Genomic DNA, 12,433 nt, shown 5'->3' with positions numbered 1-12,433 from the left:
GTCACGGCCGGGCGGACGCGTACCCTTGGGCATCATGAGTGCCCCGTCCACGACGCCGCGCCCGGCCGCGACCAATTCCATCTGGTCCCAGCTGGAGCCGCTGCTACCCCAGGTCACGAAGCCCATCCAGTACGTCGGTGGTGAACTGGGTGCGGTGGTCAAGGACTGGGACGCGGCAACCGTGCGCTGGGCGCTGATGTATCCCGACGCGTACGAGGTGGGCCTGCCCAACCAGGGTGTGCAGATCCTCTACGAGGTGCTCAACGAGCTGCCCGACACTCTCGCCGAGCGGACGTACGCGGTCTGGCCGGACCTGGAGTCCCTGATGCGCACGCACGGCGTGCCGCAGTTCACCGTCGACGCGCACCGGTCGGTCCGCGACTTCGACGTGTTCGGCATCTCCTTCTCCACCGAGCTGGGTTACACCAACCTGCTCACCGCGATCGACCTGGCCGGCATCCCGATGCTGGCCGCCGACCGCACCGACGCCGACCCGGTGATCGTGGCCGGCGGGCACGCCGCGTTCAACCCGGAGCCGATCGCCGACTTCATCGACGCCGCTGTGCTCGGCGACGGCGAGGAGGCGGTCCTGGAGATCACCGCGATCGTCCGGGAGTGGAAGGCCGAGGGCTCCCCGGGTGGTCGCGACGAGTTGCTGCTGCGGCTCGCCCGCACCGAGAGCGTCTACGTGCCGCGCTTCTACGACGTGGACTACCTCGCCGACGGCCGGATCCAGCGAGTCGTGCCGAACCGGGCGGACGTGCCGTTCCGGGTGCACAAGCGCACGACGATGGACCTGGACGCCTGGCCGTACCCGAAGAAGCCCCTCGTCCCGCTGGCCGAGACGGTGCACGAGCGGTACGCGGTGGAGATCTTCCGGGGCTGCACCCGGGGTTGCCGGTTCTGCCAGGCCGGCATGATCACCCGCCCGGTGCGCGAGCGGTCGATCACCACGGTCGGGCAGATGGTGCGCGACGGGCTGGAGTTCTCCGGCTTCTCCGAGGTGGGCCTGCTGTCGCTCTCCTCAGCCGACCACTCCGAGATCGGCGACATGTGCTCGGGCCTGGCCCAGCAGTACGAGGGCACCAACGTCTCGCTGTCGCTGCCGTCGACCCGGGTGGACGCCTTCAACATCGACCTCGCGCAGGAGCTGTCCCGCAACGGGCGGCGCACCGGCCTGACCTTCGCCCCGGAGGGCGGGTCGGAGCGGATCCGCAAGGTCATCAACAAGATGGTGTCGAAGGAAGACCTCATTCGCACCGTGGTCACCGCGTACAGCAACGGCTGGCGGCAGGTGAAGCTCTACTTCATGTGCGGCCTGCCCACCGAGACCGACGCCGACGTCCTGGAGATCGCGGACATGGCGCACGAGGTGATCAAGGCTGGCCGGGCGGCGACCGGTTCCAAGGACATCCGCTGCACCGTCTCCATCGGTGGGTTCGTGCCGAAGCCGCACACCCCGTTCCAGTGGGCACCGATGGAGCGCCCGGAGGTCATCGACCACCGGCTCAAGATCCTCAAGCAGGCGATCAACTCGGACCGCTCGCTGGGCCGGGCGATCGGCTACCGCTACCACGACGGCGAGCCGTCGCTGATCGAGGGCCTGCTCTCCCGGGGCGACCGTCGGGTCGGTTCGGTGATCCGCAAGGTGTGGGAGAACGGCGGCCGGTTCGACGGTTGGAGCGAGCACTTCTCGTACCAGCGCTGGGTGGACGCGGCGGCCGAGACGCTGCCCGCGTTCGGGGTGGACCTCGACTGGTACACCACCCGTCAGCGCGACGAGCTGGAGGTCCTGCCCTGGGACCACCTGGACTCGGGCCTGGACAAGGACTGGCTCTGGCAGGACTGGCAGGACTCGGTCTCGGAGTACGAGCAGGACGACTGCCGGTGGACCCCGTGCTTCGACTGCGGCGTCTGCCCCTCCATGGATACCGAGATCCAGATCGGCCCCACCGGCAAGAAGCTCCTCCCCCTCACGCCGCTGGGCGGCAACGGCATGAAGGTGCCGGCGGGCGACCAGTCCGCCTGATCGCGGGGCAGCGCCGGGCGGCGGTCACCCGCTACCCTCCATTACCAACACGTCACCCATCGGGTCTTTGCCCGGTGGGTGAGCGGCGCTGGCGGAGGGGGCTCGGGTGGCCGATTTCTCCATGAATACCGAGAGGCTGGGCGACCTCGTCTCCGAGCTGTCGGCGACGGCAAAGTCGCTGGATACCGGAGTGCTTCCCAAGATCGAGTATCTGCGGCTGCCCGCCGGGGCCGCGCCGGCCTTCGACGCCGGCTTCTCCGCCGCGTACGACGAGATGCATGAGACGACGACGCAGGCCGTGACGGCGCTCGCCGCTGCCGTCGCTGAGGTCGCGAAAGGGCTCGGCCGGGTGGTCGAGCACTACCGCACGATGGAGGAACGGCACGGTCAGTCCTTCGACACGGCACTGGACTGAGCGCGGTCCCCGCGACCTGCCCGGTCTCTCCTTCACGACGGAACAGGGAGGCGAGCTTCTGTGGGTGAGAACGTGGTATCCGGTGCCGACCAGGCCGCCACGATCGCGCTGGAAGCGGTCATCATCGGGTTGGGCGGCACGCTCGCGGTGGCCGCCGAGCCCTCCGGCGCGGGGGCGTTGGCGATGGCCTTCGTCACCCCGGTCGCCGTCATGAACGTGCGCAGTTGGGCACCGTTCCAGGAGGCCGACGACAAGTGGACCGGCCTCGCGGAGGAGTTCTCCGAACTTGCCGGCAAGCTGTCCCGGCTGAACGGTGAGGTCGACGGTATCTGGAAGGGCACCGGCTCCGAGGTCTTCAAGAACTTCCTGACCACCAAGGTGGTCGAGCCGCTGGACGCGCTCCAGAAACTCGCCATCACGACCTCGTCCGGGTGCAACACCGTCGCGGACGGGCTCGAGACGCTCTTCTGGGCCTGGTCGGTGGGCACCGGCCTCGCGATCGTCGGCTGCATCGCCGCGAACGCCGGCGGACCGGCCGGGCCCGCCTTCAAGTGGGCGATCATCGGCAGTTGGGCCGCCTTCGTGCTCGGCATCATCACCGCGATCGTCGGGCTGATGCAGGGGATGCGCGGTGCGAACAGCGCGATCGGCACGGCCGTGGCCCAGCTCAAGCGAGGGTTCGAGCTGACCGGGGAGAAGGTCGACGCCGAGAGCGCCAAAATCGGGGACCGGTACCGCGACATCGTCAGCAATCCGGAGAACTGGAACAAGGAACCGGTTACCTGAGTCGGGCGAACGGAGCAGTGATGAGCGATGTCTACCGCAGGGCCGTCGAGTCCGTCCGGGAGGTGAGCCGCACCGAGGCGTACGAGCCCGCCATGCGCCGCGCCGAGGCCGCTACCCGCGACCTCGTCGCGCTGGTGACCGAAACCGGGGACCGGACGCACGAGGGGTTCGACGAGACTGGCACGATCACCGCCGTCGTCGACGGCGCGGGCCAGCTCACGGACGTACGGATCAGTGCGCGGGCGGTGCGCGACCTGCCCGCCGAGCTCCTGGGTCCGCACTGCCGACAGGCCGTGACCGCCGCCCGCCTCGCCATGGCGGAGAGCATGCGGGCCAGCCTCGACGACGTCGTGGAGGCGCCGGTCGAGTGGGACGGCCGCACGGAGGATCCGCTCGCGGTGTGGCGGGACGCGACGCGGCGGTTCCAATGAGGAGACAGGAGCTCGCGCGATTGGTCACGGAGATGACGGCGCTGCTGGAGAGCGCCACCACGGAGACCGGACGGCTCGCCCGGGAGGAGTTCGTCGGCACCGCAGCGGACGGCATGGTCACCGCCACGGTGTCCGGCGCGAAGGAGTTGCTGGACATCTCCATCGCCGCGCGGGCCCACCGTACGGTCGACAACATCACGCTCGGCGAGGCGGTGGTGGAGGCCGTGCGGGCGGCGGAGGCGCTGGCCGAGGAGCGACGCGCGGAGGTCATGTCCGGCCTGCGGTTGGGTGGCGTCGGCGCTGACGCCTTCCTGGCCGATCCGATGTCATTGCTGCCGCGCGGGACGGTCGGCCGATGAGCCCCGACAAGGCCCGTCTGCTGGTGGTGATGCTCTCGGTCCTCGCCCTGCTGCTCGTGTTCCTGGTGGTCCTGATGGCCGTTCAGGCGCTGCGCGGGGAGGCGGACTGGAGCGGCGTGGTCGTGCTTCTGGCCCCGTTGGCCCTGGTCGGGATCGGCATCGCGTTGCTGGTCCCGCAGCTGCGTCGCTGATATCGACGGTCATAATTACCGAATAGCGGTGGCCGGGGCTGCCCTGACTTGGCAACACTCGATACGCTGCGTCTGACATGGACCGACCCCTGCGGGTCGGAAAACGGGGAGGAAGCGGATGGCTGGCATCACGCCGCCGAACATCGGCGATCTGCACGTCAGCGTCGAGGACCTGGACGCCGCGGCAGCCTACGTCGAGCGGCTCAAGCAGTACGTCGACGACACCATCGGCTACGAGATGGAGCGCGTCAAGGAGCGGATGAAGGGCGACAGCACCACCGCCCAGACCGTCCCGAACGGCACCCCCTTCGGGGCCTACGAGGACGCCCGCATGCAGTGGCAGGCGCTGACTCGGTCGACGACCAACATGGAGGCGCACCTCAAGTCGCTCTCCCAGAAGCTCGCCGCGCTCAAGAAGGGCACCGAGGACATCGCCCAGGCGTTCCGCGACACCGAGGAGCGCAACGCTGCCAACGGCTCGCAGATCGAGCGGCTGCTCGAGTCCGCGGCCCCGCCGCCCGCTGCCGGCGGCCAGCCCACCTACCCGTACACGGCCTGAGGGGGACGTCATGGCTGGAGGAACCTGGGAGCGGTGCGTCCGCGAGGTGACGCTCTCCGCAGACCCGGAGACGGTCGGATCGGTCGGGGTGGGGTGGAGCAACCTCTCCTCCGGCCTCACACAGCTTCGGGACGCGCTCGTCGGCCGATCGTTCGTCGGCCCGATCGCGACCGGCGTGGAGCGCCCGCACGTCGGCGGTCTGCCCGGCATGCTCGCCGGCTGGAAGGGCAGCGGTGGCGACGCGTACCGCGAGCACCTGGGTGAGATCGGCAAGGACATCGAGAAACTGATCACCGACGCGAGCAACGTCAGCGGGGCGTTGTCGCGGATCGAGGGTGACATCCGCAAGGCGGTTTCCACGATCCCGATCCCACTGATGGACGACTTCGGGTGGAACGAGTGGAGCCTGCCCAACGGCACCGAGCTCGACGACTCCCGCGACGGTGAGAGCACGTCGGGCTTCCTCGCCGCGCTGCGCAAGGACTACCAGAACAACCCCGCCTCGTACGCCGACGGCGCGTTCCGCGACAAGGCCGACGACCTGGAGGCGACCATGAAGGTCGACGGCCAGGCCGGTGACAGCAAGCGGGGTGGCTGGTGGGACACCAAGTCCCACCTGGACAACTGGTACCGGGACAACCAGCAGGCGGCGAACACCGCGATGTCTCCGCTGCCCACGGCGGTGGTGACCGAGCGTCCGAAGCTGACACTCGTCGGGCCAGACCGCGACGACTCGGACGGCTACCGCCCCGACACCCGGGTTCCGCCGACGGGGAAGCCGGACCTGGGTGACTTCGATCGGGGAAATGACCCCAAGATCGACAGCAAGATGCCGACCATCGACAACAAGCCGCCGACCATCGACAGCAAGCCGCCGACCATCGGCGACACTCCTGACGGCCCCACCTCCGGCGTCGGCCCGTTCACACCCCCGTCCACCGGGTCCGGTTACCCCGGGGGCGACGACGGCTTCAGCAGCGGTCTGGCTGGCGCGGCACCGAGCGGCGTCGGCGGCCTGAGTGGCCTCGGCGGCGGCCCCGGAGTCGGTAGCGCCGGTCTCGGCGGCGCCGGCGGCGGTTTCGGCGGTGGGATCGGCGGCGGCGGTGCTGGCGGCGGGATCGGCGGCGGCGTCGGATCGGCCGGCGGGATCGGCATGGGCGGTATCCCCGGCATGGTGGGCGGCGGCAACGGCAAGGTGCCGCCGATGACGAGCGCGGCGAGCGCGTTGCGCAACGCCGCAGCCGCCGGTGGCGCTGGCGCGGGCGGCGCGCGTGGCGGGATGGCGGGCGCCGGCATGATGGGCGGCGGCATGATGGGCGGGGGCCAGGGCGGTGCCGGGCATGGCGGCACCGGCTCCGAGCACTCGTCGTGGTTGACTGAGGACGACGATCCGTGGGGCTCCGGTGACGGTGCGTCCCCGGGCATCCTGCGATGAGGACGGACGGATGAGGGTGAACGTCGGAGCGCGTCGGCCGGTCACGGCCTGCCTGCTGGCGGGGCTCCTGGTGCTGGGGGCCGCCCAACCGGCGTCCGCCGCGCCCCGGCGGGCCGAGCAGTGGTATCTGGACGAGCTCAAGATCGCCCAGGTGCACAAGATCTCGACCGGGCGGGGCGTGGTCGTGGCCGTGCTCGACAGTGGCGTCGACGCCACCCACCCGGACCTGCGGGGTCAGGTGCTTCCCGGCGGTCGCAGCTACGGTGCGTCGGGCGACGGACGGGTCGACGAGGACGGGCACGGCACGCACATGGCCGGCATCATCGCGGCGACGAACGCGAGCCGTGACGGCGTGGACGGCATCGCCCCCGGCGCGAAGATCCTGCCCATCAAGCTGCGCGCGGGCACCGGGGGCAACGCCGCCGATGCGGTCGCCCTCGGCATCCGGATGGCCGTCGACGGCGGCGCCAAGGTGATCAACCTGTCCCAGGGTGCACCGGGGGCGGCCAGCGCCGACGAGGAGAGCGCGATCAGGTACGCGCTGGACCGCGACGTCGTCGTGGTCGCCGCCGCCGGGAACACCGCCAAGGGCAGCACCGACGTGGATAGTCCTGCCAACGTCCCCGGCGTGGTCGCGGTGACCGGGACGACCCGGGGCGGCAACTTCTGGTCCGGCTCGGTCCAGGGGCCGGCGGCGGTGATCGCCGCACCCGGCGACGGCATCTACAACGTGGGCCCCGACCACGGCTACGGCTGGGGCGACGGCACCTCCGACAGCACCGCGATCGTCTCCGGTCTCGTGGCGCTGATCCGGGCGAAGTACCCGGACCTCGACGCCGCCAACGTCATCAACCGGATCATCCAGACCTCCCGGGACGCCGGGCCGTCCGGCCGGGACCCGCAGTACGGCTTCGGCCGGATCGACCCGGTAACCGCGCTGAGCGCGGACGTGCCGCGGGTCAACGCCAACCCGCTGCTCGATCCGGCCGCCGCGACCGGTCCGGAGCCTGCCCGGACAGGGGGCGCGGACGAGGAGTTCGACGTCACCCAGCACGGTGACCGGGGCGGCCCCACGGACCAGCAGGTCATGGTGATCGCCATTGGCGTCGCCGTGGTGCTGGTGTTGCTGGTGGGGCTGGCGGCCTTCCTGATCTGGAACCGGCGTCGGTACCGCCGTGAGGCGAGGGCGGCCGCCGACGTACCCGATCACCTGCTCGACCAGCCGCCTCCCGGCGGGTACGGCTCCCCGGGCGCCTACCAGTCGCCGACCCCAGGTGGGGGTTATGCCCCGCACTCCGGCTACGCCCCGCCGCCTGGCTACCCCCCGCCGCCTGGCTACGGCCCTCCTCCGGGGGCGCCGCCCGCCCCGCCCGGGGGCGGCAACCGGTCCTGATCCTGGTGGCCGGCCAGTGACCTGCGGGTCACCGGCCGGCCATTGCCGTCCCCGGTGGGTCCGGACGACCTCGCCGACCGGTTTCAACGTTTTCGTCGGGCGTTTCGGCCGCCCCGGCTGCGTACCGTCACGAGCCCTGCGCCAGGATGGGACGGACACGCAGGTCCACCCGAGGAGCCCACGATCGCCAGAAAGCCTCAACCCGAGGGCGGCCAGGCGCCGGTCGTCCAGCGCGTCCGTATCCGGTACGCCAAGCGGGGCCCGCTGCGGTTCACCTCCCACCGGGACTTCGCGCGGGCCTTCGAGCGTGCGCTGCGTCGGGCCGCCGTGCCCATCGCCTTCTCCCAGGGCTTCACCCCACACCCGAAGATCTCCTACGCCAGCGCCGCGCCCACCGGAGTCGCCAGCGAGGCGGAGTACCTGGAGATCGGCCTCCAGGCGCCGGTCGACCCGGAGGCGCTGCGGGCCGCGCTGGACGCCGCGCTCTCGCCCGGGCTGGACGTGCTGGACGCCGTGATCGCCGTGAGCGGCAGTCTGCCGGACCGGATCGAGGCGTCGTACTGGCACATCGAGCTGCCCGAGGTCGACACGGCCGTGCTGCGCGCCGCCGTGGACGCCTTCAACGCCGCCGACGAGGTGCTGGTCGAGCGGATGACCAAGCAGGGCCGCCGCACCTTCGACGCCCGAGCGGCCGTGATATCGATCGATGTCCTCGATGCGACGCCGACGCCTTCCGGGGCGCCGGCCGTACCGTGTGCGATACTCGAACTGGTCGTGCGGCAGGTCACCCCGTCCGTACGGCCCGATGACGTCCTTTCCGGCCTCCGCGTGGTGGCCGACCTGGAGCCGCCGGTCTCGCCGAGGGTGACCCGGCTGGCTCAGGGCACGTTGACCGCGCAGGGTGCGATCGTGGATCCGTTGGATGCGGACCGCGGCGGGGCAGCCATCGTTGGGCACTGACCGACGGTCAGTGCTCTGGCAGGCAGACTTCGGCGGTCGCGCACCACGCGCGCCCGGCGGAAACACTTTTGCGGCAACCCTGCGTGGCAGCGCTTACCCGCGCCCGGGGCAGCCAGAACTGGAGAACGTCCATGCTCGAGAACGAGCCCGAGGGCGGCGAACGGACCGGTTCACAGCCGGCCGGCGACACCGCTGACCAGAGCACCACCGCCGACGGCGCCGCCGTCGCGAACCCCACCGGCGCCGCCACCACGGAGCCGGCCGGCGCGGAGAGCGCCGAGCCCCCCGCCGCCCCGGTGCGGCGTACCCGGGCGACCCGCCGCCGGGCCGCCCCGCTCAACCAGCCGGAGCAGACCGAGATTCCGGTCGAGGCTTCCACCGCCGGGGCCGGCAGCGACGAGTCGCCGCAGGCGGAGGTGTTCGCGCCGGTCTCCGGCGATCTGGACGTCGCCCCGAAGACCCCCCGGCGCCGCCGCAAGGCCGCCCCCGTCGAGACGACCGCCGACGAGCCGCTGGTCGCGGCCACCGCCGAGGAGGCCACCGCCGAGGTGGTCCCGCCGGTCAAGGTGACCCGCACGCGGCGGAAGAAGACCACGCCGGCCGCTGTCCAGGAGCCGGCCGCTGTCCAGGAGCCGGCCGCCGTCGAGGAGCCCGCTGCGCTGGAGCAGCCGGAGGCCGAGACGCCGGCGGAGTCCGACCTGCGCGAGGCGGAGACCGCCCCGAGCGAGACCACCGCCGAGCCGGCCCGGACCAGTGGGGCGCAGGAGCGTTCCGGCGAGGTGCCGCCGGGCGTGGCCGTGGCCGGTGTGGCGAATGAGCCGATCGAGCCGGTCGAGGTCAACGAGCCGGAGCAGCCGCGGACCCGCCGTCGGCGCGCGGCGCTCTCCGCGCCCACCGTGCTGTTCATGGCGCCGCAGCCGGACGCCGTGCCGGTGACCCGGCCGGCGGAGCCCGCTCCGGTCGCCGAGGAGCCCGCCGTGGAGGAGGCCGCCGAGCCGTCCCGCCGCCGGCGGCGGGGTCGCCGCGAGGCCGAGCCGGTCGAGGCGATCGAGGCCGAGGAGGAGCCGACCGAGGAGGCCGACGAGGCCGCCGAGGCGGATGAGGACGACGAGGACAGCGCCGCCGCGCGCCGCCGCCGCCGGCGTGGTCGCCGCGGCCGGGGCCGGGGCAAGGGCGGTGCCGACGACGCCGAGGACGAGGAGTCCGAGGAGGCGGCGCAGGCCGAGGAGGAAGAGACCGCCGAGGCCGAGGCCGAGGGCGAGGAGGACGAGGAGGCCGAGGGCGGGGACGGGATGACCCGTCGTCGCCGGCGGCGTCGTCGTCGGGGCGCCGGTGACACGGAGGGGGCCGCCGACGACGGCGTACCGACCGTGGTCAAGATCCGCGAGCCGCGCCGGACCGTCGACGAGGTGCAGGGCGTGTCCGGCTCGACCCGGCTGGAGGCCAAGCGCCAGCGCCGCCGGGACGGCCGGGAGCAGCGGCGTACCCGGCCGCCGATCCTCAGCGAGTCGGAGTTCCTGGCCCGCCGGGAGGCGGTCGACCGGGTGATGGCGGTCCGCCAGCGCGGTGACCGCACCCAGATCGCCGTCCTGGAGGACGGCGTGCTGGTCGAGCACTACGTCACCCGCAACTCGTCCGGCACGATGGCCGGCAACGTGTACCTGGGCAAGGTGCAGAACGTGCTGCCGAGCATGGAGGCGGCGTTCGTCGACGTCGGCCGGGGCCGCAACGCGGTGCTGTACGCCGGTGAGGTCAACTGGGACACCTCCGGCCTGGAGGGGCGGGCCCGCTCCATCGAACAGGCGCTGCGGTCCGGCGACTCGGTGCTCGTCCAGGTCACCAAGGACCCGATCGGGCACAAGGGCGCCCGGCTGACCAGCCACATCGCGCTCTCCGGCCGGCACCTGGTCTACGTGCCCAACGGCAACGCCTCCGGGATCAGCCGGAAGCTGCCGGACAACGAGCGCAAGCGGCTGCGCGACGTGCTCAAGAAGCTGGTTCCGGACGGCGCGGGCGTGATCGTCCGGACGGCCGCCGAGGGCGCCAGCGAGGACGAGCTGGCCCGCGACGTCAAGCGGCTTCAGGCGCAGTGGGAGGACATCCAGGCCAAGGCCACCGAGGGCGGCGCTCCGGTGCTGCTCTACGAGGAGCCCGACCTGGTCATCCGGGTGGTCCGGGACCTGTTCAACGAGGACTTCCGCGAGCTGGTGATCGAGGGCGAGCAGTCGTACGGCATGGTCGAGTCGTACCTGTCGCACGTCTCCCCGGACCTGGTGGACCGGGTGCGCCGGCACGTCGGCACGAGCGACATCTTCGCCGAGTACCGGATCGACGAGCAGATCATCAAGGGTCTGGACCGGAAGGTCTTCCTGCCCTCCGGCGGCTCGCTGGTGATCGACCGTACCGAGGCCATGACGGTCGTCGACGTCAACACCGGCAAGTACACCGGCTCCGGGGGCAACCTGGAGGAGACGGTCACCCGTAACAACCTGGAAGCGGCGGAGGAGATCGTCCGCCAGCTCCGGCTGCGCGACATCGGCGGCATCGTGGTGATCGACTTCATCGACATGGTGCTGGAGTCGAACCGCGAGCTGGTGCTGCGCCGGCTCACCGAGTGCCTGGGCCGGGACCGCACCAAGCACCAGGTCACCGAGATCACCTCGCTCGGCCTGGTGCAGATGACCCGTAAGCGGATCGGCGCGGGCCTGCTGGAGGCGTTCAGCGAGACCTGCGAGTGCTGCAAGGGTCGCGGCGTCATCATCCACACCGAGCCGGTGCCGGAGAAGCCGCGCCCCGCCGCAGCGGGGGAGAAGGTCAAGGCGGTCGCCTCGGCGGTCGCCGCCGCCCCGGCCGCCGAGCAGGGCACCGCGTCCTCCCGCCGCCGGGCGCGCAAGAACGCCCCGGCCGAGCGGGCGGCGGTCGAGGTCGTCGAGACCGACACCAGCGCCGAACCGGACGCCGACTACGTCGACACCATGGGCTACGACCTGTCCCGCTACGAGGCGGACACCGCCGCAGCGCCGGCTGTCTCCGACGCCCAGCAGGGCGAGTCGGCCCGGCTGGCCGCCGCGGACGACCCGGACGCGCTCGCCGACGGCGACGCCGACGAGGAGGGCACCGAGGGCGGCACCGGCCGTCGCCGCTCCCGCCGGGGTGGCGCCCGCCGGCGGACCCGCCCCTGACCGCCTGACCGGCCCGGTGTTTGACGAGGTCCCTTTCCCGGCAATGTGACGGGGGAGGGACCTCGCCGGTCCGGCCAACCCGGTCCAGGATCGGCCACCCCCGGTCAGGAGAAGAAGATGCGTCGTCTGCTCGCCGTCACCGTGCTGGTCACCGCGCTCTCCGCCGGAGCCGGCTGCTCCACTGACCGGCCCGCTGGCGAGACGACCGGGGGATCCAGCCCGGCCGCCGGGTACGGGGGCGCCTCCGCCGGGTCGACCGGCACGCCAGCGGGGTCGACCGGTACGGGTGGTGCGGCAGGCGGCAACGCCACGCAGGTCTGCGCCGCCGCGCAGCAGGCGGGCAGCACGGCCGTCCAGACGTACGTGGCGGAGCTAGGCCAGATGATCGCTGCGGTGGGTGCCGGGGACAGCGCCACGGCCGAGGCGGCCCGCAGGCGGGCTGAGGCGGCGCTGACCGGTTGGCGGACCGTGCTGCGGGAGCAGTCGGCCCAGGCCACCGATCCGCAGCTCAAGACGCTCCTGACCGACATCGGCACCGAGGTCGCCGCGCTCGGCACCGACGTCGAGTCGATCGACGAGACCGAGCTCGACCGGCTCCAGCAACGCCTTGATCAGCTCTGCGCCCGCTGACCGGGGGCGGGCCGGTTTGGGGTCGAGGCCGGCAATGGCGTACTCTTGCCTGCGGCGCACTTT

At 72.1% G+C, this 12,433-nt stretch carries 12 protein-coding genes; all 12 read left to right on the top strand.

All coding sequences use genetic code 11. The features are described 5' to 3' along the window. The first annotated feature begins 34 nt into the window (after window positions 1-34). The 12 genes from OG470_RS37045 (at window position 35) to OG470_RS36990 (ending at window position 12,370) form a co-directional block, all read left to right on the top strand. Window positions 35-2,029: a TIGR03960 family B12-binding radical SAM protein gene (locus OG470_RS37045; RefSeq protein ID WP_328419444.1), complete on the top strand. Its 1,995-nt coding sequence runs from the start codon at window positions 35-37 to the stop codon at window positions 2,027-2,029. A gap of 106 nt (window positions 2,030-2,135) precedes the next feature. Next, window positions 2,136-2,444: a hypothetical protein gene (locus OG470_RS37040; protein WP_328419442.1), complete on the top strand. Its 309-nt coding sequence runs from the start codon at window positions 2,136-2,138 to the stop codon at window positions 2,442-2,444. A gap of 60 nt (window positions 2,445-2,504) precedes the next feature. Further along, on the top strand, window positions 2,505-3,230 hold the full coding sequence (locus OG470_RS37035; protein WP_328419440.1) for a hypothetical protein: 726 nt from the start codon (window positions 2,505-2,507) through the stop codon (window positions 3,228-3,230). A 20-nt stretch (window positions 3,231-3,250) separates the two neighbouring features. Continuing rightward, the gene (locus OG470_RS37030) at window positions 3,251-3,661 is read left to right on the top strand and encodes a YbaB/EbfC family nucleoid-associated protein (protein ID WP_328419438.1); all 411 of its coding nucleotides are present in this window, start codon (window positions 3,251-3,253) and stop codon (window positions 3,659-3,661) included. Beyond that, window positions 3,658-4,020, top strand: a complete 363-nt coding sequence (locus OG470_RS37025; protein ID WP_328419436.1) for a YbaB/EbfC family nucleoid-associated protein — start codon at window positions 3,658-3,660, stop codon at window positions 4,018-4,020. The genes OG470_RS37030 and OG470_RS37025 overlap by 4 nt, the downstream gene beginning before the upstream one ends. After that, entirely contained in the window at window positions 4,017-4,211 is a 195-nt protein-coding gene (locus tag OG470_RS37020) for a hypothetical protein (RefSeq protein ID WP_328419434.1), read from the top strand. Before OG470_RS37025 ends, OG470_RS37020 begins: the two co-directional genes overlap by 4 nt. A 118-nt stretch (window positions 4,212-4,329) precedes the next feature. Further along, the gene (locus OG470_RS37015; protein ID WP_328419432.1) at window positions 4,330-4,770 is read left to right on the top strand and encodes a hypothetical protein; all 441 of its coding nucleotides are present in this window, start codon (window positions 4,330-4,332) and stop codon (window positions 4,768-4,770) included. A gap of 10 nt (window positions 4,771-4,780) precedes the next feature. After that, window positions 4,781-6,205 carry a hypothetical protein gene (locus OG470_RS37010; RefSeq protein ID WP_328419430.1) on the top strand — a complete coding sequence of 475 codons (1,425 nt, stop codon included), beginning with the start codon at window positions 4,781-4,783 and terminating at the stop codon, window positions 6,203-6,205. A 10-nt stretch (window positions 6,206-6,215) separates the two neighbouring features. Continuing rightward, window positions 6,216-7,598, top strand: a complete 1,383-nt coding sequence (gene mycP, locus OG470_RS37005) for a type VII secretion-associated serine protease mycosin (RefSeq protein WP_328419428.1) — start codon at window positions 6,216-6,218, stop codon at window positions 7,596-7,598. Between the two features lie 240 nt (window positions 7,599-7,838). After that, window positions 7,839-8,558, top strand: coding sequence for a TIGR03936 family radical SAM-associated protein (locus OG470_RS37000; protein ID WP_328426849.1), 720 nt, complete (start codon window positions 7,839-7,841; stop codon window positions 8,556-8,558). 131 nt (window positions 8,559-8,689) lie between these two features. Continuing rightward, window positions 8,690-11,740 carry an Rne/Rng family ribonuclease gene (locus tag OG470_RS36995; protein ID WP_328419427.1) on the top strand — a complete coding sequence of 1,017 codons (3,051 nt, stop codon included), beginning with the start codon at window positions 8,690-8,692 and terminating at the stop codon, window positions 11,738-11,740. Between the two features lie 117 nt (window positions 11,741-11,857). Then, entirely contained in the window at window positions 11,858-12,370 is a 513-nt protein-coding gene (locus OG470_RS36990) for a hypothetical protein (protein WP_328419426.1), read from the top strand. Window positions 12,371-12,433 lie beyond the last annotated feature (63 nt).

Origin of the sequence: Micromonospora sp. NBC_00389, assembly GCF_036059255.1 — a bacterium.
GTDB lineage: Bacteria > Actinomycetota > Actinomycetes > Mycobacteriales > Micromonosporaceae > Micromonospora.
The sequence above is the reverse complement of the archived record's forward strand: the minus strand, read 5'-3'. Positions and strand labels throughout refer to the sequence as shown.